Below are 24,099 nucleotides of genomic sequence, written 5' to 3' on the forward strand. Positions count from 1 at the left end.
ACACACGCGATGCTGAGCGATCAGGACCGGATCTTCACCAACCTCTACGGGATGGGCGACCGCACGCTGAAGGGCGCGCAGGCGCGCGGACATTGGGACGGCACCGCCGAGATCATCGCGCGCGGCCGTGACGGGATCATCGACGAGATGAAGAAGTCCGGCCTGCGCGGGCGAGGGGGCGCGGGCTTTCCCACCGGCATGAAGTGGTCCTTCATGCCCAAGGAAAGCGACGGCCGCCCGTCCTATCTCGTCATCAACGCCGACGAATCCGAACCCGCGACCTGCAAGGACCGCGAGATCATGCGCCACGATCCGCACACGCTGATCGAGGGTGCGCTGATCGCCTCCTTCGCGATGGGCGCGCATACGGCCTATATCTACATCCGCGGCGAGTACATCCGCGAGCGCGAGGCGCTGCAGGCGGCCATCGACGAATGCTATGACGCGGGCCTTCTGGGCAAGAACGCGGCAAAATCGGGCTGGGACTTCGACCTGTTCCTGCACCACGGCGGCGGCGCCTATATCTGTGGCGAGGAAACCGCGCTGCTGGAAAGCCTCGAAGGCAAGAAGGGGATGCCGCGGATGAAACCGCCGTTCCCGGCGGGGGCTGGCCTTTACGGCTGCCCGACCACGGTGAACAACGTCGAATCCATCGCCGTCGTCCCCACCATCCTGCGCCGGGGCGCCGAGTGGTTTGCGGGCTTCGGCCGCCCGAACAACGCGGGCACCAAGCTGTTCGCCATGACCGGCCACGTCAACACGCCCTGCGTGATCGAGGAAGCCATGTCGATCCCCATGCGCGAGCTGATCGAGAAGCACGGCGGGGGCATCCGGGGCGGCTGGAAGAACCTCAAGGCGATCATCCCCGGCGGCGCGTCCTGCCCCGTGATCCCCGCGCATCTGTGCGAGGACGCGATCATGGACTTCGACGGGATGCGCGAGCTGAAATCCAGCTTCGGGACTGGCTGCATGATCGTGATGGACCAGTCGGTGGACATCGTGAAGGCGATCTGGCGGCTTTCGGCCTTCTTCAAGCACGAAAGCTGCGGCCAGTGCACGCCCTGCCGCGAAGGGACCGGCTGGATGATGCGGGTCATGGACCGTCTGGTGCGCGGCGAGGCCGAGGTCGAGGAGATCGACATGCTGCTGGACGTCACCAAGCAGGTCGAGGGCCACACGATCTGCGCCCTGGGCGATGCCGCGGCCTGGCCGATCCAAGGCCTGATCCGCCATTACCGCGAGGAAATCGAGGACCGCATCAAGGCCAAGCGCACCGGCCGCATGGGCGCGTTGGCGGCGGAGTGAGGCGTGAAGGGTCAGATCCTCCATATCGATGCGCAGTCGGGCGACGGTGTGATCACCGGCGCCGACGGCCGTCGCTATGCCTTCCGCGAGGCTGACCTGCTGGGCAGCGGGCAGATCGCCCGCGCGGGCGCGCTGGTGGATTTCCAGGCCCGCGGCGACGCGGCGGTCGAGGTTTATCCCGATCCCGGCACGCCGCATGTCGCGGTCCACGGCGACAAGAACAAGTTCATCGCCGGGCTGCTTGCGCTGTTCTTCGGCACCTTCGGCGTCCACAAGTTCTATCTCGGCTTCAACAAGGCCGGGCTGATCATGCTCGCCTGCACGCTGCTGGGCTGGATCGTGTTCTTCCTGCCGACGATGATCGTGGGCGTGATCGCCTTCATCGAGGCGATCATCTACATGACGCGTTCGGACGAGCAGTTCCAGGAAACCTACGAGATCCGCCGGAAGGAGTGGTTCTGATGGAGGCCCGGCGCGATCCCGCGGATCACGGGTCCCTGACCGCCTCGTGTGGGGCAAGGGGCGGGTTCGGGTCCTATGTTGCAGGCGTCTGCAACAAGGGGACTGCCATGACCGCCGGAAAGACCTTCGCCTCTTTGACCGCATTGCTGATGACGCTGGGGGCTCTGGCCAGCCCCGTTGCCGCGCTCGAGCCGCTGAGCCAGGAACGCTACATCAACGACCGCCTGATCGCCGCGCGCGTGGCCGACCGCATCCGCCGCGAATGCCCGACACTGGATGCGCGGGTGCTGTATGCCTATACGCAGGCCCGCGCGCTGGAGCGCTATGCGCTGGACAAGGGCTATTCGCGCCAGCAGGTGGACGCCTTTCTGGATGACAAGGCCGAGCGCAAGCGCATCTATGCCGTGGCCGAGGACTACATGGCGCGAAACGGCGTGCAAAAGGGCGACGCCGAAAGCTATTGCCGCCTGGGCCGGCAGGAGATCGCGAACGGGACGGTGGCGGGCTCGCTGCTGGTGGCGAAATGAAGCGGGCAATACGCTGGATCGGGATCGGCATCACCGTGGCCGCCGCTGCGACAATGCTGCTGGCCGATGTCGCGCTGGCCACGCCTGCCGGTCGTCAGCCGGGAACGCCCGTGCACATCTATGTCATGCGCTTCGACGTGCTGTCGCCCGGCGGCATCGACTGCGCGGTGGATGCGCCCGGTTCCGAGGTCCGCAAGGAACGTGACCTGCTGGGCCATCCCCTGATCCGCATCTGGGGAAACCCCCGCGCGGCGACCATCACCTGCACCGACGCGCAGGGCGCGCGCTGGCAGGCGACGGCGCAGCAGTCCGCCCCCTACCTGCGGGCAAGCACCATTTATGGCACGGTTGTCTATCGTCCTGACCGTGCGGCGACGATGACCATTGTCGACGCCGGTCAATGGACCGAGTATCAGCACAAGACCTTCGTCCGGCTGGACTGAGGCACAAGCGCAAGGCACAGCTAGATGAGCAATCTTCGCACCATCAAGATCGATGACCAGCTGATCGAGGTCGATCCGAACCTGACGCTGATCCAGGCCTGCGAGATGGCCGGGATCGAGGTGCCGCGCTTCTGCTATCACGAACGCCTCTCGATCGCGGGCAACTGCCGCATGTGCCTGGTCGAGGTCGTGGGCGGCCCGCCCAAGCCCGTGGCCTCCTGCGCGATGCAGATCAAGGACCTGCGGCCCGGTCCCGACGGCGCGCCCTCCGAGGTTCGCACCAACAGCCCCATGGTCCGCAAGGCCCGCGAGGGGGTGATGGAGTTCCTGCTGATCAACCATCCGCTGGACTGCCCGATCTGCGACCAGGGCGGCGAATGCGACCTGCAGGACCAGGCGATGGCCTATGGCGTCGATTTCAGCCGCTACCGCGAGCCGAAGCGCGCCTCGGAAGACCTGGACCTGGGTCCGCTGGTCGAGACGCACATGACGCGCTGCATTTCCTGCACCCGCTGCGTGCGCTTCACGACCGAGGTCGCGGGGATCGAGCAGATGGGCCAGACCGGCCGGGGCGAGGACGCCGAGATCACCTCGTACCTGGGGCTGACGCTCGATTCGAACCTGCAGGGCAACATCATCGACCTGTGCCCGGTAGGGGCGTTGGTGTCGAAGCCCTATGCCTTCACCGCCCGCCCGTGGGAGCTGCGCAAGACCGAATCGATCGATGTCATGGACGCGCTGGGGTCGTCGATCCGCATCGACACCCGCGGGCGCGAGGTCATGCGCATTCTGCCCCGCAACCATGACGACGTGAACGAGGAGTGGATCAGCGACAAGACCCGATTCGTCTGGGACGGGCTGCGCCGCCAGCGGCTGGACAAACCCTACATCCGCCAGAACGGCCGCCTGCGCCCCGCCACCTGGGCCGAGGCGCTGGAAACCGCCGCCTCGGCGATGACGGGCCGGAAGGTCGCGGGCCTGGTCGGCGATCTGGCCCCGGTCGAGGCGGTCTTTGCGCTGAAGCAGCTGGTCGAGGGCCTGGGTGGCAGGGTCGAGTGCCGCACGGACGGCGCGCGCCTGCCCGCGGGCAACCGCTCGGGCTACGTCGGAACCGCCAGCATTGCGGACATCGACGAGGCCAAGCGCATCCTGCTGATCGGGACCGACCCGCGTCTTGAGGCGCCGGTGCTGAACGCCCGCATCCGCAAGGCTTGGCTGCACGGCGCGCAGGTCGCGCTGGTGGGCGAGGCGGCGAACCTGACCTATGACTACCACCATTTCGGCAATGACCGCGATGCGCTGGCCAGTCTGCTGAACGAGGATCTGGCCAACAAGGACGGCACCCCCGGCATCGTCATCGTGGGGCAGGGCGCCCTGCGCGAGGCGGACGGGGCGGCAGTCCTGGGCCACGCCATGCGCATCTGCGAGATGGGCGACTGCAAGCTGCTGGTCCTGCACACGGCGGCCTCTCGGGTAGGCGCCATGGACGTGGGCGCCGTCACCGAAGGCGGGCTGGCCGCGGCCATCGAGGGGGCCGAGGTGATCTACAGCCTCGGCGCCGACGAGGTCGAGATTACGCCGCGCGACCAGGGCGCGCCCTTCGTGATCTACCAGGGCAGCCACGGCGACCGGGGCGCGCACCGCGCCGACCTGATCCTGCCTGCCGCCTGCTACACCGAGGAGAACGGCCTGTTCGTGAACACCGAGGGCCGGCCGCAGCTTGCGATGCGCGCGAACTTCGCCCCCGGTGATGCCAAGGAGAACTGGGCCATCCTGCGGGCGCTTTCGGCCGAACTGGGCCGGACGCAGCCCTGGGACAGCCTTGCCCAGCTGCGCCGCGCGCTGATCGACGCGGTGCCGCACCTGGCGCAGATCGACGAGGTGCCCGCGAATGCCTGGACGCCGGTCGAGCCGGGGACGCTGGGACGCGCCACCTTCCGCAACGCGATCCGGGACTTCTATCTGACCAACCCCATCGCGCGCTCCTCGGGGCTGATGGCCGAGCTTTCGGCCATGGCCGCGGCACGCCGCGCGCCCGCGCTTGCGGCGGAGTGACAGGATGCGCCCCGCGATCACCGCACTGATCGCCGCAACCGCCCTGGCCGGGCTGGCCGCCTGCTCGGCCAAGCCGGAGGGCATGGGCCTTGCGGCGCCCCCCAGGGCGAAGCCCGAGGCGGTGGGCGTCAAGATCGTGGACCGCAGCGCGGCGGGCACGAAGCTCAGCCGGGCGCGGGTGTCCACCAAGTCGGGCGACATCCTGATCCTGGAACCCGACGGGTCCGTGACCGAGGTGTCGCTGGACAGCCCCGCCGGGCGCAATGCCTTCGAAGTCACCGAGGCCGAACTAGCAGAGCTCGAGGTCAATCTGGGGCTCGACCTGTCGCCGGCCGACATCGCCAATTTCGATGTGGTGTCGCCCGAGCCGCGCCGCCTGCCCACCGCTCAGCAGAAGGCGCTGGAGGAGTTCGCGGCCCGCACCCAGCCCGCCTTTCCGACGCTTCCCGCGGGGTTCGTGGCCGATCCGGCGGACTTCATCACCGCGCAGGTCGATCCCTTGGCCGGCGACCGCAAGGGCGACCTGGTCGAGGTGACCGCGAACCTGCGCGCGGGGGTGGACGCCGAGATCGCCTTCGCCTATGCCACCTGCGCGCTGGCGGGCTGGGCGAAGGGTCAGGGCAAGGACTTCGGCCGCCACATCCGCACCGTGCAGAACAAGCGGAACGGCAGGCTGCTGGTCGGCTCGGTCTTCACGCTGTCCGACTCGAAGCCGATGGGGCTGAGGGTCATGGAAACCGATGACACCTTGCGAAGCTGCAAGGACCGCGGCATTCCGGCCGCATGACAAGGGGGAAACGAACACATGGCTGACTTCATGGGATCCCCCTTGTGGCACGCGATGGTCCTTCTGGCGCAGGGGCTTGCGATCATCGCCTTCGTGATGATCTCGCTGCTGTTCCTGGTTTACGGCGACCGCAAGGTCTGGGCCGCCGTGCAGATGCGCCGCGGCCCCAACGTCGTCGGGCCCTGGGGCATCCTGCAGACGGTGGCCGACGCGCTGAAATACGTGCTCAAGGAAATCGTCGTGCCCTCGGGGGCCGACAAGTTCGTCTTCTTCCTGGCGCCCTTCCTCAGCATGATGCTGGCGCTGTTCGCCTGGGTGGCCATCCCCTTCGCGCCGGGCTGGGTCATGGCCGACATCAATGTCGGTATCCTGTTCATCTTCGCCGTCTCCTCGCTAGAGGTCTACGGCGTGATCATGGGCGGCTGGGCCTCGAACTCGAAATACCCCTTTCTCGCCTCGCTGCGCTCGGCCGCTCAGATGATCTCGTACGAGGTCTCGCTTGGCCTCATCATCATCGGCGTCATCATCTCGGCGGGAACGATGAACCTGTCGGGCATCGTGGAAAGCCAGCGCGGCGCCTACGGGATGCTCAACTGGTACTGGCTGCCGCATCTGCCGATGCTGGTGCTGTTCTTTGTCAGCGCCATGGCGGAAACGAACCGCCCGCCCTTCGACCTGTCCGAGGCGGAATCGGAACTGGTCGCCGGCCACATGACCGAATATTCGTCCACGCCCTACCTGCTGTTCATGGGCGGGGAATACATCGCCATCTGGCTGATGTGCGCGCTGATCTCGATCCTGTTCTTCGGCGGCTGGCTGTCGCCCATCCCGGGCCTTCCCGACGGGGCGCTGTGGATGTTCCTGAAGATGACCTTCTGGTTCTTCATGATCGCGATGGTGAAGGCCATGGTGCCGCGCTATCGCTATGACCAGCTCATGCGGATCGGCTGGAAGGTGTTCCTGCCCATGTCGCTGGCTTGGGTCGTGCTGATCGCCTTCCTGGCGCGGTTCCAGGTGCTCGATGGCTTCTGGGCGCGCTGGGACCACCTGGTGCCGATCGGCCAAACCGTTGTCGGAGGATAAGCCATGATCACGAATGAAATCGCGGTCGCCCTGCGCGACGCCACCGAGAACGACAAGGCCGAGTTCGCGCAGTTCCTGATGGACGCTCTGGCGCCGCACGGGATCACGCCGGACGGCTCGGTCAAGCGCATCCTGGTGGGCGCCATGGACCGCTATGCCGCGCCCGAAGGCGGCGTGGATGCTGTCGGAGAAACCCTGTAATGGCCGTCGATTTCGTCCGCGCGACCAAGTATTTCCTGATGTGGGACTTCATCAAGGGCTTCGGCCTCGCGATGAAATACTTCTTCGCGCCGAAGCCCACGCTCAACTATCCCCATGAAAAGGGCCCGCTGTCGCCGCGCTTCCGGGGCGAGCACGCGCTGCGCCGCTATCCCAGTGGCGAGGAACGCTGCATCGCCTGCAAGTTGTGCGAGGCGATCTGCCCGGCGCAGGCGATCACCATCGACGCCGAGCCGCGCGAGGATGGCTCGCGCCGCACCACGCGCTATGACATCGACATGACCAAGTGCATCTACTGCGGCTTCTGCCAGGAAGCCTGCCCGGTGGATGCCATCGTGGAAACCCCGAGCTTCGAATTCTCGGTCGAGACCCGCGAGGAGCTGCTTTACGACAAGGCCAAGCTGCTTGCGAACGGTGAGCGCTGGGAAGCCGAGATCGCCCGCAACCTCCAGCTGGACGCGCCCTATCGATGAGCGACGGTTTCACCAGGCTGTTCCAGCAGATGCTCCAGTCGGGGCAGGAGATGGCGCGCGCCTTCAACCCGGCGCTGGAGAAGTTCGATCCGCGCACGCTGGAAAAGATGTTCCCCACCATGTCTGCCGACATGATGGAGATGTGGTTTGGCCGCACCTTCAACCGCGAGGGGCTGGACGCCAAGACCCGCCTGCTGCTGACGATCGGCGCGCTGACCGTCCAGGGCGCCGTGGCCGAGCCGCAGCTGCGCCTGGCCGTCCGCCACGCCCGCGCGGCGGGCGCCACCCAGCGCGAGATCGCCGAGACGATCTGGCAGATGAGCATGTTCGGCGGCCTGCCGGCCATGCAGAAGGCGCTTGAACTGGCGCAATCGGTCTTTGCCGAGGAGGAAGCCGAGAAATGATGACCTTCGCCTTCTACCTGTTCGCGCTGAGCGTCGTGATCTCGGGCTTCATGGTGGTGATCTCGCGCAACCCGGTCCATTCGGTGCTGTGGCTGATTCTGGCCTTCATCTCTGCCGCGGGGCTGTTCGTGCTGCAGGGCGCCGAGTTCGTCGCCATGCTGCTGGTCATCGTCTATGTCGGGGCCGTGGCGGTGCTGTTCCTCTTCGTGGTGATGATGTTGGACATCGACTTCGCCGCGCTGAAAGGGGAACTGGCGCGCTACCTGCCGCTGGGGCTGCTGATCGCGCTGGTGATGATGGCGCAGCTGGGCATCGCCTTCGGCATCTGGGAGTCCGCTGCCACGGCCGAGGCAGCGCGCGTGGCGCCGATCGTGGAAAACACCCTGAACACTCATGCGCTGGGGCTGATCCTTTACGACCGCTACCTGCTGCCTTTCCAGCTGGCCGGGCTGGTCCTGCTGGTTGCCATGATCGGCGCGATCCTCCTGACCCTGCGCCACCGCCGCGACATCAAGCGGCAGGACGTGCTGCAGCAGATGTGGCGCGATCCGGCCAAGGCCATGCGGATGACGAACCCCAAGCCGGGGCAGGGGCTGCAGTAAGGCGTCAGGCCGGCACCGGAAACGTGCCGGCCACGCCGCACGCGCGGGCGCTGTTCACTCGCGCGCGCGTGATCTAAACAGCAGCGCAAGAGAGTCGCGCGCAAAAAGACCGGACCCACGAACCGGAAGGGACGAAGGCAGATGATCGGACTGACACATTACCTGGTCGTAGGGGCGATCCTGTTCGTCACCGGCGTGTTCGGCATCTTCGTGAACCGCAAGAACGTCATCGTCATCCTGATGTCGATCGAGCTGATCCTGCTGTCGGCCAACATCAACTTCGTCGCCTTCTCGGCGCACCTGGGCGATCTGGCGGGTCAGGTCTTCACCATGTTCGTCTTGACCGTGGCCGCGGCCGAGGCGGCGATCGGCCTCGCCATTCTCGTGGTGTTCTTCCGCAACCGCGGCACCATCGAGGTCGAAGACGCCAACGTGATGAAGGGCTGAGGCAGCAATGGAACAGTTCATCCTTCTCGCCCCCTTGGTCGCCGCCATTGTCGCGGGCTTCGGCTGGCGGGTGATTTCCGAACGGGGCGCCCAGATCCTGACCACGGGCGTGCTGTTCATCTGCGCCGCGCTCAGCTGGATGCTGTTTTTCGGCTTCGACGGGCAGCCCTACAAGGTCCACCTGATGGACTGGATCGTGGCGGGCGATTTCGCCGCCGAATGGGCGATCCGCATCGACCGCCTGACGCTGATCATGCTGATCGTCGTGAACACCGTTTCGGCGCTCGTGCACCTGTATTCGATGGGCTACATGGCCCATGACGACAACTGGACCGAGGACGAGCCCTACAAGGCGCGTTTCTTCGCCTATCTGTCCTTCTTCACCTTCACCATGCTGGCGCTGGTGACGGCCGACAACCTGCTGCAGATGTTCTTCGGCTGGGAGGGCGTGGGCCTCGCCTCGTACCTGCTGATCGGCTTCTACTACAAGAAACCGAGCGCCCTGGACGCGCAGATGAAGGCCTTCATCGTCAACCGCGTAGGCGACTTCGGCTTCCTGCTGGGGATCTTCGGGCTGTGGTGGCTGACCGGCTCGATCCGCTTCGACGACATCTTCGCGCAGGTGCCGGCCCTCGCCACCACCGAGGTGCCCTTCCTCTGGACCTCGTGGAATGCCGCGAACCTGCTGGGCGTCCTGCTGTTTATCGGCGCGATGGGCAAGTCCGCGCAGCTTGGCCTGCACACCTGGCTGCCGGACGCGATGGAAGGCCCGACGCCGGTGTCCGCGCTGATCCACGCCGCAACCATGGTGACGGCGGGCGTGTTCCTGGTCTGCCGGATGTCGCCGCTGTACGAATTCGCGCCCGAGGCCAAGCAGTTCATCGTGCTGATCGGCTCGGCCACCGCCTTCTTCGCGGCGACCGTGGGCCTGGTGCAGAACGACATCAAGCGCGTGATCGCCTATTCGACCTGTTCGCAGCTGGGCTACATGTTCGTGGCGGCGGGTGTCGGGGTCTATTCGGTCGCGATGTTCCACCTGTTCACCCACGCCTTCTTCAAGGCCATGCTGTTCCTTGGCGCCGGTTCGGTCATCCACGCGATGCATCATGAACAGGATCTGCGGAACTATGGCGGGCTGCGGAAGAAGATCCCCTATACCTTCTGGGCCATGCTGATCGGCACGCTGGCCATCACCGGCGTCGGTATCCCGCTGACCACCATCGGCTTCGCGGGCTTCCTGTCCAAGGACGCCGTGATCGAAAGCGCCTATGCCTCGGGCAACGCCTATGCCTTCTGGCTGCTGGTCATCGCCGCCTGCTTCACCAGCTTCTACTCCTGGCGGCTGATGTTCCTGACCTTCTGGGGCGAGCCGCGCCCGCAGAAGGTCTGGGATCCCGCCGTCAAGGCCGAGGAAGAGGTCCAGACCGCCGCCGCCGCCGCCGAGCCCGTGGCGCATGGTCATGGCGATCACGGCCACCACGACCACGATCACCACGACGGGCTGCACGCCCATGAGCATGCCCATGAAAGCCCGGCCGTGATGCTGGTGCCCCTGGGCGTGCTGAGCCTCGGTGCGATCTTCGCCGGCATGATCTGGTACGCGCCCTTCTTCGGCGACCATGACCGCGTCAGCCAGTTCTTCCACATGCCCCATGTGGCCGCTGCGGCCGACCACGGCACCGAACCCGCCGACCATGCCACGGCACCGGCCGAGGCGGCCGAGCCCGCCGATCACGCCCCGGCACCCGCCGCCGAGGGCGAGGCCCATGCGGCCGTCGCGGCCCCGGTCGGAGGCGCGATCTACATGCACCCTGACAACCACGTGCTGGACGACGCGCACCATTCGCCCAAGTGGGTCAAGGCGTCGCCCTTCATCGCCATGCTGATCGGCCTCGGCCTTGCCTGGGCGATGTACATCCGCAACCCGGCCGCGCCCGCGCGTCTGGCCGAGACACAGCGCCCGCTGTACCGCTTCCTGCTGAACAAGTGGTATTTCGACGAGCTGTACGACGCGATCTTCGTGCGGCCCGCCCGCTGGATCGGCCGCGCGCTGTGGCATGGGGGCGACCGCCGGACCATCGACGGGGCAATCAACGGCCTTGCGATGGGCCTGATCCCGCGCATCACCCGCTTCGCCGGCCGCGTGCAGTCGGGCTATCTTTTCCACTACGCCTTCGGGATGGTGCTGGGCCTTGTCGCCCTGCTGATCTGGGTGATGGCGCGGAGCATGAGCTGAGATGACGACCTATCCGCTTCTTTCGATCATCACCTTCCTGCCGATCGTCGCGGCGCTGATCCTCGCGCTGTTCCTGCGCGGCGAGGACGAGGGCGCGGGCCGCAACGCCAAGTGGCTGGCGCTGGTCGCCACGGTCGCCACCTTCTTGGTGTCCTGCGTCGTGCTGGCGGGCTTCGACCCGCAGAACACGGCCTTCCAGTTCGTGGAAGACCAACCCTGGATCATGGGCCTGCGCTACAAGCTGGGCGTGGACGGCATCTCGATCCTCTTCGTGATGCTGACCACCTTCCTGATGCCGCTGGTGATCCTCTCCACCTGGGAGATGACGGACCGCGCCAAGGACTACATGATCGCCTTCCTGGTTCTGGAAGGGCTGATGATCGGCGTCTTCGTGGCGCTGGACCTGGTGCTGTTCTACCTGTTCTTCGAGGCCGGGCTGATCCCCATGTTCCTGATCATCGGAATCTGGGGCGGGAAGGACCGCATCTACGCGGCCTTCAAGTTCTTCCTCTACACTTTCCTCGGGTCGGTCTTCATGCTGGTCGCGATGATCGTGATGTACCGCATGGCGGGCACCACCGACATCCCGACGCTGCTGGGCTTCGACTTCCCGAGCGATCCTTTCACCATCTTCGGGTGGAGCCTGGTGGGCGGCACGCAGATGCTGCTGTTCCTCGCCTTCTTCGCGAGCTTCGCGGTCAAGATGCCGATGTGGCCGGTCCATACTTGGCTGCCTGACGCGCACGTCCAGGCGCCGACCGCGGCCTCGGTCCTGCTGGCGGCGGTGCTGCTGAAGATGGGGGGCTACGGCTTCCTGCGCTTCTCGCTTCCGATGTTCCCCGAGGCCTCGGCCATCGCGCAGGGCCCGATTTTCTGGCTGTCGGCCATCGCCATCGTCTACACCAGCCTTGTCGCGCTGGCGCAGTCCGACATGAAGAAGCTGATCGCCTATTCCTCGGTCGCGCACATGGGCTTCGTCACCCTCGGCACCTTCGCGGCCAGCGAGCAGGGCGTGCAGGGCGCGATCTTCCAGATGCTGTCGCACGGCTTCATCTCGGGCGCGCTGTTCCTTCTGGTCGGCGTGATCTACGACCGGATGCACACGCGCGAGATCGACGCCTATGGCGGCCTCGTGAACCGGATGCCGATCTACGCGCTGATCTTCCTGTTCTTCACCATGGCGAACGTGGGCCTGCCGGGCACCTCGGGCTTCGTGGGCGAGTTCCTGACGCTCATGGCCGCCTTCCAGGTCAACACCTGGGTGGCCTTCGTGGCGACCTCGGGCGTGATCCTTTCGGCCGCCTATGCGCTGTGGCTTTACCGCCGCGTGACGCTGGGGCAGCTGGTCCGCACCGGACTGCGCTCGATCGCCGAGATGACCCCGCGCGAGCGCTGGATCTTCGTGCCGCTCATCGCCATGACGATCCTCCTGGGCGTTTATCCGCGGGCCGTCACCGACATCACCGGGCCCTCGGTTGCAGCCCTTCTGAACGACTATCACGCCAGCCTGCCTGCCGCTGACGCCGCGACCGCCGTCGCCGCCGCGCCCGCAGACGGCCACTAAGGGGCATTCCGTCATGATGACGTCTCTCGACCTTTACACCCTCATGCCCGAGGTGGCGCTGTCGGTCTTCGCGCTGGTCGCACTGATGTTCGGGGCCTTCTTCGGCAAGGACCGGGTCGCGGGCGCCGTGCTGTGGCTGTCGGTGATCGCGCTGCTGGTCGCTGCGGTCGCGATCGGCTGGGGCGGGCGCGGGGACGCGGAGGCGTTCTTCGGCATGTTCATCGACGACGCCTTCGCGCGCTTTGCCAAGGTGACGATCCTTTTGTCCGCCGCCGGCGTGCTGGCGATGAGCGCGGACTACCTGGTCCGCCACGGGCTGATGCGCTTCGAGCTGCCGGTGCTCGTGGTGCTGGCGGTCATCGGCATGATGGTCATGGTTTCGGCCGGCGACCTGCTGACGCTCTACATGGGGCTCGAACTGCAATCGATGGCGCTTTACGTTGTCGCGGCCATGCGCCGTGAAAGCGCGCGCTCGTCCGAGGCGGGGCTTAAGTACTTCGTGCTGGGTTCGCTCAGCTCGGGGATGCTGCTCTACGGCGCCTCGCTGGTCTACGGCTACGCAGGCACGACCAACCTGGCGGGCGTGATGGAGGCGATCACCGGGGACCGCCTGTCGCTTGGGCTGCTCTTCGGCCTGGTGTTCCTGCTGGTCGGTCTGGCCTTCAAGGTCTCGGCCGTTCCCTTCCACATGTGGACGCCCGACGTCTACGAGGGCTCGCCCACGCCGGTGACGGCCTTCTTCGCCACCGCACCCAAGGTCGCCGCCATGGCGATGATCGGGCGGCTGATGTGGGGTGCTTTCGGGGGCGTTCCGGGTGAATGGACGCAGGTGATCGCGGTCATGGCGGTGCTGTCGATGTTCCTCGGCTCGATTGCCGGGATCGGGCAGCGCGACATCAAGCGCCTGATGGCCTATTCCTCGATCGCGCATGTCGGCTTCGCCCTGATCGGTCTTGCGGCGGGTACCGTCTTTGGCGTCCAGTCCACGCTGATCTACATGGCTGTCTATGCGGTCATGAACGTTGGCACCTTTGCCTTCATTTTGTCGATGGAACGCGACGGCCGCCCGGTGACCGCCATCGACGATCTCAACCTGCTGGCGCGGGCCGAGCCGCTGAAGGCGCTGGCCATGACCGTGCTGCTTTTCAGCCTTACGGGCGTTCCGCCGATGCTGGGCTTCTTCGCGAAGTTCGGCGTGCTGAAGGCCGCCGTGGACGTGCAGATGGGCTGGCTTTCGGTCCTGGGCGTGATCGCCTCGGTGATCGGCGCCTATTATTACCTCCGGATCGTCTACTACATGTACTTCGGCACGCAGCGTGACACGCCGGTAGAATCCCGGATGGGCGGCGCGCAATGGGTCGCACTGATGGGCTCGGCGGCTGCGATGATCATCGGCGCCTTCTCGCTCTTCGGAACCGAGGCCGCGGCCGAGCGCGCGGCGCTGTCGCTGGTCGGCGAGAATGCCGTCGTCGTCCCGGCCCCCGTCGCCGTCGCGACCGCGCCCGTTGACTGACGCCAGTCTGCCGCTGTCGGCGTCCTGGCCGCAGGGCGTCGGCCGCCTGATCCTCGAGCAGACGGACAGCACCAATGCCGAGGCGGCCCGCCTCGGCACGTCGCTGGCGGGGCCGACCTGGATCATGACGCGCAGGCAGGACGCAGGGCGCGGGCGCCGTGGCCGGAGCTGGTCCATGCCTGCGGGGAACTTCGCCGCTACCCTGGCGCTGCGCCCGCAGGGCTCGCCGGCCGACGTGTCGCTTTACAGCTTCGTCGCGGCCCTTGCGCTGCACGAGGCGCTGACGGCGGTCTGTGGTCCCGCCGCGCGGCTGGCGATCAAGTGGCCCAACGACGTCCTGTTGAACGGCGGCAAGGTGGCGGGCATTCTTCTGGAAAGCGCGGGGCAGGGGCGCGACGTGTCGCTGCTGGCCGTCGGCATTGGCGTCAACCTGGCCGCTGCCCCCGAACCCGGTGCGCTGGAACCCGGCGCCGTCCCGCCCGTCTCGGTCCTGGGCGAAACCGGCCATGCCGTCGCGCCCGAGGAGTTTCTGGACTTGCTCGCCCCCGCCTTCGCGCGCTGGCAGCAGCAGTTGGCGGCCTATGGCTTCGGCCCGATCCGCACCGCCTGGACCGCCCGCGCGGCACGGCTTGGACAGACGATCACCGCCCGCACCGGCGCCACCAGCCGCACCGGCAGGTTCGAGGGGATCGACGACAGCGGCGCCCTGGTCCTGACTACCGCCGCCGGCCGCGAGGTCATCCCCGCCGCCGAGGTTTTTTTCGACGAGGTCGCCTGATGCTTCTCTGCATCGACACCGGTAACACCAACACCCTGTTCTCGATCTGGAACGGCGAGCGCTTCCTGTCCCACTGGCGCATCGCCACCGATCATCGCCGCACGGCGGACGAATATTTCGTCTGGCTGCGCTCGCTGATGGCGCTGAGCAAGCTTGAGGTCGAGGTGGACGGCTGCATCATCAGCTCGACCGTGCCGCGCGTGGTGTTCAACCTGCGCGTCCTCTGCAACCGCTACTTCGACACCCGCCCTCTGGTCGTGGGCAAGCCCGACTGCCTGCTGCCCGCGCCTCCGCGCGTCGATGCGGGCACCGTGGTCGGACCCGATCGCATCGTGAACACCTGGGCGGCCTTCGACCGCTATGGCCCGGACCTTGTGGTGGTGGATTTCGGCACCGCGACGACCTTCGACGTGGTGGGCGAGGATGGCGCCTATGTCGGCGGCGTGATCTCGCCTGGCGTGAACCTGTCGCTGGAAGCCCTGCACATGGGCGCGGCCTCGCTGCCCCATGTCGATATCTCCCGTCCCGCGCAGGTCATCGGCACGAACACCGTCGAATGCATCCAGTCCGGCGTCTTCTGGGGCTATGCCGGCCTCGTGCGCGAGATCTGCTCGCGCATCGCCGCCGAGCGCGGCCGCCCCATGAAGATCATTGCAACCGGAGGGCTGGCCGCGCTGTTCGACCAGATCGAGGATCTGTTCGACCGCTGGGACGACGACCTGACAATGCACGGGCTGCGGCTCATCCACGATTACAACAAGGAGATGGGCAATGTCTGAACGCCTGATCTATCTGCCGCTCGGCGGCGCGGGCGAAATCGGCATGAACGCCTATGTTTACGGCTACGGCAAGCCGGGACGGGAACGCCTGATCCTGGTCGATCTGGGCGTGACCTTCGGCGACATGGACAGCGCGCCGGGCATCGACCTGATCATGCCCGACGTCCGCTGGCTGGAAGACAACCGCGACCGGCTGGAGGCGATCTTCATCACCCACGGGCACGAGGATCACGTCGGTGCCCTGGGCCTGCTGTGGAACCGCCTGCGGGCGCCTGTCTATACCCGCCGCTTCACGGGTGCGCTTGCCCGCATGAAGATGGAGGAGGCGGGCCAGCCCGTCGACAAGCTGCGCACTGTCGGTGCCCGCCCCGAGGTGGTCGAGGCCGGTCCCTTCCGCGTCCAGTTCGTGCCCGTCAGCCACTCGATCCCGGAAAGCGCGGCGCTGATCATCGACACGCCCGCGGGTCGCATCGTCCATTCCGGCGACTTCAAGCTGGACGGAACCCCCATCGTGGGCGAGGCCTTCGATCCGATCCTGTGGCACGAGATCGCGGGCGAGGCACCCATCACCGCGCTGATGTGCGATTCGACCAACGTCTTCACCCGCCATCCGGGCCGGTCCGAGGCCGTGCTGGCGAACCCGCTTCTGGACTGGGTGGTGGCGCAGAAGCAGATGGTGGTGGCGACGACCTTCGCCTCGAACATCGCGCGGCTCAAGACGCTGGCGGATGCGGGAACTGCGGCCGGGCGGCAGGTGTGCCTGCTGGGCCGGGCCATGCGCAAGATGGTGACGGCGGCGACCGAGGCCGGCATCCTGCGCGACTTCCCCCGCGTGATCGGTCCCGAGGAGGCCGTCGACCTGCCGCGCGACAAGGTGCTTCTGATCGTCACCGGCAGCCAGGGCGAGCGCCGCGCAGCCTCGATGCAGCTGTCGATGGGCCGTTACCTCGGCATCGAGCTGAAGGAAGGCGACAGCTTCCTCTTTTCCAGCCGGACGATTCCGGGGAATGAACGCCCGGTCGGCCGCATCATGAATAACCTCAGCCGCATCGGCGTGAACGTCTTTGATGCGGACTCGGGCCTTTACCACGTCTCGGGCCATGCCAACCGCCCGGACCTTGAGGCTGTCCATGACCTGCTGAAGCCCCGCATCGTGATCCCCATGCATGGCGAGCACATGCACCTGCGCGAACACGCCAAGCTGGCGCAGGCCAAGGGCATGATCTCGGAAATCGTGACCAACGGCACCATGATCGATTTGGCGGGCGACCGCCCCCGCGTCGTGGACGAGGTCGAAACCGGCCGCATCTACCTGGACGGCAACGTGCTGATCGGGGCGATGGATGGGGTGGTGCGCGACCGCATCCGCATGGCGCTGAACGGCCATGCCACCGTCTCGGTCATCGTGGACGAGAACGACGAGGTCCTGCCCGACGCCTGGGTGGAAACCATGGGCCTTGCCGCCCAGGGCCGCGCGGGTGTGCCGCTGGCGCGCCATATCGAAAGCGAGCTGGCCGATTACCTCGACCGCGTGGATGACGCGACGGTGATGAACGACAAGAAGCTGGACGAGGGCGTCCGCCGCATCGTCCGCCAGGTCTCGATGGAGGAGGTCGGCAAGAAGCCCGAGGTCAAGGTCATCATCAGCCGCCTTGCCGCCGACTGAGCGCGGGGCGCCGCAGCCCGGCGCCCTGACTTTCTTCTTCGGGAAAATATCCCGGGGGCGCACGAAGTGCGGCGGGGGCAGCGCCCCCGTCCGGCCTTGCCGCTTGACCTTCCGCCGCCGCCTTGGCATCGCCCCCGCATGAGCGAGTTCGATCCCACACCCACGCACCGCAACTTCTACGGCCGCCGCCACGGCAAGACCCTGCGGCAAAGCCAGAAGGGCTACCTGTCCGAGGATCTGGGCAGCCTGCGCCCGCGCGGGATCACGGTCGAGGAGAACCCCGACCGCACCCCCATCGATCCCGCCGCGATCTTCGGAGACGACCGCCCCGTCTGGCTGGAGGTCGGCTTCGGCGGCGGCGAGCACATGGTTGCCATGGCCGCGCGCTATCCGCAGATCGGCATCATCGGCTGCGAGCCTTTCATCAACGGCGTCGCCATGCTGCTGGGCAAGATCCGCGCGGCGGGCGTGTCGAATGTCAGTGTCCATCCGGGCGATGCACGCGACCTGATGGACGTGCTGCCCGATGGCTCGATCTCCAAGGCCTTCCTCAACTATCCCGACCCATGGCCCAAGGCGCGCCACCATCGCCGCCGCTTTGTCACGCCCGAACACCTGATCCCCCTGCACCGCGTCATGGCCCCAGGCGCCGAGTTCCGCGTTGCGACCGACATTCCCGACTACATGCGCCAGACGCTGGAGGAAGTGCCGAAGGCCGGTTTCGCGCTGGTCCATGAGGGGCCGGAGCCTTGGGACGACTGGCATTCCACCCGCTACGAGCAGAAGGCGCTGCGCGAGGGCCGCGTGCCGCATTACGCCACCTTCCGACGCTGACGTGGCCCGCGCCTCCGGCGGGGATATTTTCAGACAGAAGATGGCAGGGCCGCGCGCCCCGCGCTAAGGTCTCGCCCGAATAAAGGAGAGCCCCATGTCGCACAGCGCCGAACCCATGCCCATGTCCGCCCGCCGCTCGGGCCCGCTGAAGGGCGAGGCGCAGGTGCCCGGCGACAAGTCGGTCAGTCACCGCGCGTTGATCCTGGGCGCGCTGGCCGTGGGCGAAACGCGCATCACCGGTCTGCTGGAAGGGCAGGACGTGCTGGACACGGCCAAGGCCATGCAGGCCTTCGGCGCCGAAGTGCAGCGCGTGGGCGAGGGCGAATGGGTCGTCCATGGCGTCGGCGTCGGCGGCTTTGCCGAACCCGAGGGTGTGATAGACTGCGGCAACTCCGGCACCGGCGTCCGGCTGATCATGGGCGCCATGGCGACAACGCCCATCACTGCGACCTTCACCGGCGATCCCAGCCTCTCGCGCCGTCCCATGCGCCGGATCACCGACCCGCTGGAACTGTTCGGCGCGCAAGTGACGGCGCGCGAGGGCGGGCTGCTGCCCGTCACGATCCGGGGCGCGGCGGACCCGGTGCCGGTGCTCTACCGCACGCCTGTCGCCAGCGCACAGATCAAGTCGGCGGTGCTGCTGGCGGGCCTCAACGCTCCTGGGCAGACGGTCGTGATCGAGTCCGAGCCGACGCGCGACCACACCGAACGGATGCTTGCAGGCTTCGGCGCCACTGTCACAACCGAGGTGACCGCCGAGGGCCGCGTCATCACCCTGACGGGCCGCCCCGAACTGCGCCCCTGCGCGGTCGCCGTGCCGCGCGACCCGTCCTCGGCCGCCTTCCCGGTGGCCGCGGCGCTGATCGTGCCGGGATCGGAAATCCGCGTGCCGGGCGTCAGCCGCAACCCGACGCGTGACGGGCTTTACATCACGCTGGAGGACATGGGCGCCGACCTCATCTGGGAAAACCAGCGCGAGGAGGGGGGCGAGCCCGTGGCCGACCTGATCGTCCGCCACGGTCCCCTGCGCGGCGTGACCGTTCCCGCCGAGCGTGCGGCCAGCATGATCGACGAGTTCCCCATCCTGTCAGTGATCGCGACCTTTGCTGAAGGGACGACGGTGATGAACGGCGTGGCGGAACTGCGCGTCAAGGAAAGCGACCGCATCGACGCCATGGCGCGCGGGCTGGAAGCGAACGGCGCCCGCCTTGAGGAAACCCAGGACAGCCTGACCGTTCACGGCACTGGCGGCCTTGCGGGCGGGGCGACCTGCGCCACCCATCTCGACCACCGCATCGCGATGTCGTTCCTGGTCGCGGGGCTCGCGTCGGACCAGCCGATCACCGTGGATGACGCGGGGCCGATTGCGACCAGCTTCCCCGATTTCGTGCCGCTGATGACGCGACTGGGGGCGCAGATCGGCTGACAGCCGGATCGGCGCTCCGCGTTCAGGCGCCGTTCGTACGAGACCGGGCCGCCAGGTGCATGGCGGCCCTGATCCTGTTACTTCATGCGTTGGCCGCCATGTGGCCGGTCTTGCGCAATGCCTCGCGGATCTCGTCCAGCACCGCGGGGTCGTCGATGGTGGCGGGCATCTTGAACTCCTCGCCGTCCGCGATCTTGGCCATGGTCGCCCGCAGGATCTTGCCCGAGCGTGTCTTGGGCAGCCGGTCCACCACGACCGTGTCCTTGAAGGCGGCGACGGGGCCGATGCGGTCGCGCACCATCTTCACGACCTCGCGGCCGATCTGCTCGGGCGCGATCTCCACGCCCTTCTTGAGGCACAGGAATCCCAGCGGAGTCTGGCCCTTCAGCGAATCCGCCACCCCGATCACCGCGCATTCCGCGACGGCGGGGTGCGAGGCCAGCACCTCCTCCATCGCGCCGGTGGACAGCCGGTGGCCCGCGACGTTGATGACGTCGTCGGTGCGGGCCATGATGTAGAGATATCCGTCCTCGTCGATGTAGCCCGCGTCGCCGGTCTCGTAATAGCCGGGGAAGGTGGTCAGGTAGGACTTGCGGAAGCGGTCCTCGGCGTTCCACAGGGTCGGCAGCGTGCCCGGGGGCAGGGGCCGCTTGATCGCGATGGCGCCCAGGGTGCCGGGCGGCACCGGGTGGCCCGCCTCGTCCAGCACCTGCACGTCATAGCCCGGCATGGGGACCGAGGGGCTGCCGTGCTTGATGGGCAGGGTCTCGATCCCGAAGGGATTGGCGGCAATGGCCCAGCCGGTTTCCGTCTGCCACCAGTGATCGATCACCGGCACGTTGAGGTTCTGTTCCACCCATTGCACCGTGTCGGGGTCCGCCCGCTCGCCCGCGAGGAACACGGCTTTCAGCGACTTGAGGCTGTAGTCGCGGATATAAAGGCAGGCCGGGTCCTCGCGCTTGACGGCGCGGATGGCGGTGGGCGCGGTGAAGAAGACCTTGACCTTGTGGTTCTGGATGATGCGGCCGAAGATGCCGGGGTCGGGGGTGCCGACGGGCTTGCCCTCGAAGACGATGGTGGTCGCGCCCGCCAGCAGGGGGCCGTAGCAGATGTAGCTGTGGCCCACGACCCAGCCCACGTCGGAGGCCGCCCAGAAGACATCGCCCGCGTCGATGCCGTAGATGTTCTTCATCGTCCAGTTCAGCGCGACGATATGGCCCGCCGTGTGGCGGACGACGCCCTTGGGCTGGCCGGTCGTGCCCGAGGTGTAGAGGATGTAGTGCGGGTGGTTCCCTTCGACGGGAACGCAATCGGCGGGCTCGACGCCATACTGGAAGCTGTGCCAGGCGTAGTCGCGGCCTTCGATGAGTTCAGCCACCTCCTGCTCGCGCTGGAAGATCACGCAGAACTCGGGCTTGTGCTTCGCCTCCTCGATCGCGCGATCCAGCAGCGGCTTGTAGTGGACGACGCGCCCTGGCTCGAGACCGCAGGAGGCGGCGATGATCGCCTTGGGGGTGCAGTCGTCGATGCGGACGGCCAGCTCATGCGCAGCGAAACCGCCGAAGACGACCGAATGTATAGCGCCCAGGCGCGAGCAGGCCAGCATCGCCTCCAGCGCCTCGGGCACCATGGGCATGTAGATGATGACGCGGTCACCTTTCTGGACGCCCTTCTCGCGCAGGGCACCGGCGAGGCGCGCCACGCGGTCCCGCAGCTCGGCATAGGTGATGCCCCGGTAGGAATGGGTGATCGGGCTGTCGTGAATCACGGCAAGCTGGTTGCCGCGGCCTGCCTCGACGTGCCGGTCCACCGCGTTCCAGCAGGCATTGACCTGGGCGTCCGCGAACCACTCGCCCGCCGGCCCCTGGTCGAAGAAAGCGCGGCTGGGCGGCTTGACCCAGCCGATGTCCTGAGCGGCCCTCATCCAGAAGCCCTCGGGATCGTTCTTCCACGCGGCGTAGATGTCCTGGTAGCCCATGCCCGTCTCTCCCCCTTCGACGTCCTCCATAAGCCCTAGAGGCGAGGGTGCGGGCAAATCAACAGTATTGGCCCGAACGCCCCGTCCATGTGGCGGATTGCCTCAGGCGAGGAGCCCGGGGCTTTGCAAACTTCCGGCAGGGTTTGCGGCAGGCCGGGCAAGGCCCGCCGGTCTTTGCAAAACAGCCTGCCTGCCAGGGCGAATCGCCTCAGCCGTAATGGGCAACCGGGGTTCCGGCCAGGGCGCTGATGTTCAGCAGTCCCCGCGCCGTGATCGAGGGCGTCACGATATGCGCCTTGTTGCCCATTCCCATCAGGATCGGCCCGACCTCGAGCCCCTGCGCCCGCGTCTTGAGGATGTTGCGCACCGCCGAGGCCGCGTCGGTGCCGGCGAAGACCAGCACGTTCGCCGGTTCGTCCCCCAGCCGCGACCTGGGCATCAGCCGGGCGCGGACCGCCGGGTCCAGGGCGGCATCGACATGCATTTCTCCGTCATAGACGAAGTCGACCTCGCGCTCGGCCAGGACGTCCATCGCCGCGCGCATCTTGCGGCCCGAGTCGGTGTCGAGGTTGCCGAACTGCGAATGGCTGCACAGCGCGATGCGCGGCGTCAGGCCGAAGCGGCGGACATGGCGGGCGCAGCCCATGGCGGTTTCCGCGACCTCCTGCGGGGTCGGGTCGTGATGGACCTGGGTGTCCGCGATGAAGAGGGGACCTTCCTCCTGGATCATCATGGACAGCGCGCCGACCGGATGCAGCCCCCCGCGTGCCAGGATCTCGCGCACATAGCGAAGGTGCCAGGTGTATTGGCCGAAGGTGCCGCAGATCAGGCTGTCGGCCTCGTTCCGATGCACCATCACCGCGCCAATGGCGGTGGTGTTGGTGCGCATGATCGCGCGGGCGATGTCGGGGGTGACGCCGCGCCGCGCCATCAGCGTATGGTAGGTTTCCCAGTATTCCCGATAGCGGGGGTCATCCTCGGGGTTGACGATCTGGAAATCGACGTTCGGCCGGATCGGCAGGCCCGCGCGCTCGGCCCGCATCTCGATCACCTCGGGGCGCCCGATGAGGATCGGGACGTCGTTGGTATCCTCCAGCATGGCGTTGGCGGCGCGCAGCACGCGCTCATCCTCGCCTTCCGCAAAGACGATGCGGCGCTCGGCACTTGCCGAGGCGTCGAAGACCGGGCGCATGATCAGCGCCGAGCGGAAGACCGAGCCGTCCAGATGCCGCTTGTAGGCGTGGATATCGGGCAGGGGGCGGGTCGCCACGCCCGATTCCATCGCCGCGCGGGCAACGGCGGTGGCGACCACGCCCATCAGGCGGGGGTCGAAGGGCTTGGGGATCAGGTAGTTCGGCCCGAAGGTCAGCGTCTCGCCCCTATAAGCAGCGGCCGCCTCGGCGCTGGTGGTGGCGCGGGCCAGCGCCGCGATCCCCTCGATGCAGGCGATCTGCATGGCGTCGTTGATCTCGGTCGCGCCCACGTCCAGCGCGCCTCGGAAGATGAAAGGGAAACACAGGACGTTGTTGACCTGGTTCGGATAGTCGCTGCGGCCCGTGGCGATCAGCGCGTCGGGGGCAGCCTCGCGCACGTCCTCGGGCGAGATCTCAGGCGTGGGGTTCGCCAGGGCGAAGACGATGGGACGGCGGGCCATGCGGGCCACCATCTCGGGCTTCAGCACGCCGGGGCCGGAGAGGCCAAGGAACAGGTCAGCGCCGCCGATCACCTCGTCCAGCGTTCGCAGGTCGGTCGCCTGTGCGAAGGCGGCCTTCTGCGGGTTCATGTCCACGTTCCGGCCCTCGTGAACCAGCCCGTGGATGTCGCAGAGCCAGATGTTCTCGCGTTTGACGCCCAGCTTCAGCAGCATGTTGAGGCAGGCGATGCCCGCCGCACCGCCGCCGGTCGAGACGACCTTGATGTCCTCGAACCTCCGGCCCGTCACCCGCAGGGCGTTGGTCGCGGCGGCGCCCACGACGATGGCAGTGCCGTGCTGGTCGTCGTGGAAGACCGGGATGTTCATCGATTCGCGGCAGAGCTTTTCCACGACGAAGCAGTCCGGCGCCTTGATGTCTTCCAGGTTGATCGCGCCGAAGGTGGGTTCCAGCGCGCGGACGATGGCCGCGAGCTTCACCGGGTCGGCTTCGTTCACTTCGATGTCGAAGCAGTCGATATTGGCGAATTTCTTGAAAAGGACCGCCTTGCCCTCCATCACCGGCTTGGAGGCACCGGCGCCGATGTTGCCCAGGCCCAGCACCGCCGTCCCGTTCGACACGACCGCCACCAGGTTGCCCCGCGCCGTATAGCGCGCCGCGCAGGCGGGGTCGGCCTGGATCTCCAGACAGGCCTCGGCCACGCCCGGCGAATAGGCGAGGCTGAGGTCGCGCCCGTTGGCCAGGGGCTTCGTTGCCCGGATCTCGAGCTTACCGGGGCGCGGAAACTCGTGATACCGTAGCGCCGCCTGCCGCGCATTGTCCTGCCGCCGATCGTCCATGCCCTGCCTCCGTAAGCTCGTCCTTTC

The 24,099-nt window shown here is 67.1% G+C and carries 22 protein-coding genes; 20 read left to right on the forward strand and 2 right to left on the reverse strand.

The window, feature by feature from the left end:
- Positions 1-9: 9 nt before the first annotated feature.
- The 20 genes from nuoF (at position 10) to aroA (ending at position 19,603) form a co-directional block, all read left to right on the forward strand.
- Positions 10-1,305 (forward strand): NADH-quinone oxidoreductase subunit NuoF, encoded by a 1,296-nt coding sequence (gene nuoF / locus ACFFII_RS10630; protein WP_377698867.1) that lies wholly within the window; start codon positions 10-12, stop codon positions 1,303-1,305.
- 3 nt (positions 1,306-1,308) lie between these two features.
- Entirely contained in the window at positions 1,309-1,767 is a 459-nt protein-coding gene (locus ACFFII_RS10635; protein WP_377698868.1) for a TM2 domain-containing protein, read from the forward strand.
- Between the two features lie 107 nt (positions 1,768-1,874).
- The gene (locus ACFFII_RS10640) at positions 1,875-2,294 is read left to right on the forward strand and encodes a DUF5333 domain-containing protein (protein ID WP_377698869.1); all 420 of its coding nucleotides are present in this window, start codon (positions 1,875-1,877) and stop codon (positions 2,292-2,294) included.
- The gene (locus tag ACFFII_RS10645; protein WP_377698870.1) at positions 2,291-2,737 is read left to right on the forward strand and encodes a hypothetical protein; all 447 of its coding nucleotides are present in this window, start codon (positions 2,291-2,293) and stop codon (positions 2,735-2,737) included. Before ACFFII_RS10640 ends, ACFFII_RS10645 begins: the two co-directional genes overlap by 4 nt.
- A 24-nt stretch (positions 2,738-2,761) precedes the next feature.
- Positions 2,762-4,792, forward strand: a complete 2,031-nt coding sequence (gene nuoG, locus ACFFII_RS10650; RefSeq protein ID WP_377698871.1) for an NADH-quinone oxidoreductase subunit NuoG — start codon at positions 2,762-2,764, stop codon at positions 4,790-4,792.
- Between the two features lie 4 nt (positions 4,793-4,796).
- Positions 4,797-5,579 (forward strand): YNQ4 family lipoprotein, encoded by a 783-nt coding sequence (locus tag ACFFII_RS10655; RefSeq protein WP_377698872.1) that lies wholly within the window; start codon positions 4,797-4,799, stop codon positions 5,577-5,579.
- An 18-nt stretch (positions 5,580-5,597) separates the two neighbouring features.
- Positions 5,598-6,662 carry an NADH-quinone oxidoreductase subunit NuoH gene (gene nuoH, locus ACFFII_RS10660; RefSeq protein WP_377698873.1) on the forward strand — a complete coding sequence of 355 codons (1,065 nt, stop codon included), beginning with the start codon at positions 5,598-5,600 and terminating at the stop codon, positions 6,660-6,662.
- Between the two features lie 3 nt (positions 6,663-6,665).
- The gene (locus ACFFII_RS10665; protein ID WP_090755619.1) at positions 6,666-6,863 is read left to right on the forward strand and encodes a hypothetical protein; all 198 of its coding nucleotides are present in this window, start codon (positions 6,666-6,668) and stop codon (positions 6,861-6,863) included.
- Entirely contained in the window at positions 6,863-7,354 is a 492-nt protein-coding gene (gene nuoI, locus ACFFII_RS10670) for an NADH-quinone oxidoreductase subunit NuoI (protein ID WP_090755618.1), read from the forward strand. Before ACFFII_RS10665 ends, nuoI begins: the two co-directional genes overlap by 1 nt.
- The gene (locus ACFFII_RS10675) at positions 7,351-7,758 is read left to right on the forward strand and encodes a carboxymuconolactone decarboxylase family protein (RefSeq protein ID WP_377698874.1); all 408 of its coding nucleotides are present in this window, start codon (positions 7,351-7,353) and stop codon (positions 7,756-7,758) included. The genes nuoI and ACFFII_RS10675 overlap by 4 nt, the downstream gene beginning before the upstream one ends.
- Entirely contained in the window at positions 7,755-8,360 is a 606-nt protein-coding gene (locus ACFFII_RS10680) for an NADH-quinone oxidoreductase subunit J (protein WP_090755616.1), read from the forward strand. Before ACFFII_RS10675 ends, ACFFII_RS10680 begins: the two co-directional genes overlap by 4 nt.
- A gap of 141 nt (positions 8,361-8,501) precedes the next feature.
- Positions 8,502-8,807: an NADH-quinone oxidoreductase subunit NuoK gene (gene nuoK, locus ACFFII_RS10685; protein WP_090755614.1), complete on the forward strand. Its 306-nt coding sequence runs from the start codon at positions 8,502-8,504 to the stop codon at positions 8,805-8,807.
- 7 nt (positions 8,808-8,814) lie between these two features.
- Positions 8,815-11,043: an NADH-quinone oxidoreductase subunit L gene (gene nuoL / locus ACFFII_RS10690; protein WP_377698875.1), complete on the forward strand. Its 2,229-nt coding sequence runs from the start codon at positions 8,815-8,817 to the stop codon at positions 11,041-11,043.
- A gap of 1 nt (position 11,044) precedes the next feature.
- The gene (locus ACFFII_RS10695; RefSeq protein WP_377698876.1) at positions 11,045-12,607 is read left to right on the forward strand and encodes an NADH-quinone oxidoreductase subunit M; all 1,563 of its coding nucleotides are present in this window, start codon (positions 11,045-11,047) and stop codon (positions 12,605-12,607) included.
- A gap of 16 nt (positions 12,608-12,623) precedes the next feature.
- On the forward strand, positions 12,624-14,120 hold the full coding sequence (gene nuoN / locus ACFFII_RS10700) for an NADH-quinone oxidoreductase subunit NuoN (RefSeq protein ID WP_377699006.1): 1,497 nt from the start codon (positions 12,624-12,626) through the stop codon (positions 14,118-14,120).
- Entirely contained in the window at positions 14,113-14,898 is a 786-nt protein-coding gene (locus ACFFII_RS10705; protein WP_377698877.1) for a biotin--[acetyl-CoA-carboxylase] ligase, read from the forward strand. The genes nuoN and ACFFII_RS10705 overlap by 8 nt, the downstream gene beginning before the upstream one ends.
- Positions 14,898-15,677: a type III pantothenate kinase gene (locus ACFFII_RS10710; protein WP_377698878.1), complete on the forward strand. Its 780-nt coding sequence runs from the start codon at positions 14,898-14,900 to the stop codon at positions 15,675-15,677. The genes ACFFII_RS10705 and ACFFII_RS10710 overlap by 1 nt, the downstream gene beginning before the upstream one ends.
- Positions 15,670-17,343: a ribonuclease J gene (locus ACFFII_RS10715; protein WP_377698879.1), complete on the forward strand. Its 1,674-nt coding sequence runs from the start codon at positions 15,670-15,672 to the stop codon at positions 17,341-17,343. Before ACFFII_RS10710 ends, ACFFII_RS10715 begins: the two co-directional genes overlap by 8 nt.
- Positions 17,344-17,481: 138 nt before the next feature.
- Positions 17,482-18,177, forward strand: a complete 696-nt coding sequence (gene trmB / locus ACFFII_RS10720) for a tRNA (guanine(46)-N(7))-methyltransferase TrmB (protein ID WP_377698880.1) — start codon at positions 17,482-17,484, stop codon at positions 18,175-18,177.
- Positions 18,178-18,271: 94 nt separating this feature from the next.
- The gene (gene aroA / locus ACFFII_RS10725; protein WP_377698881.1) at positions 18,272-19,603 is read left to right on the forward strand and encodes a 3-phosphoshikimate 1-carboxyvinyltransferase; all 1,332 of its coding nucleotides are present in this window, start codon (positions 18,272-18,274) and stop codon (positions 19,601-19,603) included.
- A gap of 82 nt (positions 19,604-19,685) precedes the next feature.
- Here the strand turns inward: aroA and ACFFII_RS10730 are convergent, their stop codons facing one another.
- The gene (locus ACFFII_RS10730) at positions 19,686-21,581 is read right to left on the reverse strand and encodes a propionyl-CoA synthetase (RefSeq protein ID WP_377698882.1); all 1,896 of its coding nucleotides are present in this window, start codon (positions 21,579-21,581) and stop codon (positions 19,686-19,688) included.
- 208 nt (positions 21,582-21,789) lie between these two features.
- Positions 21,790-24,072 carry an NADP-dependent malic enzyme gene (locus tag ACFFII_RS10735; protein WP_377698883.1) on the reverse strand — a complete coding sequence of 761 codons (2,283 nt, stop codon included), beginning with the start codon at positions 24,070-24,072 and terminating at the stop codon, positions 21,790-21,792.
- Between the last annotated feature and the right edge of the window lie 27 nt (positions 24,073-24,099).

The organism is Paracoccus niistensis, assembly GCF_042432925.1.
Taxonomy (GTDB): domain Bacteria; phylum Pseudomonadota; class Alphaproteobacteria; order Rhodobacterales; family Rhodobacteraceae; genus Paracoccus; species Paracoccus niistensis.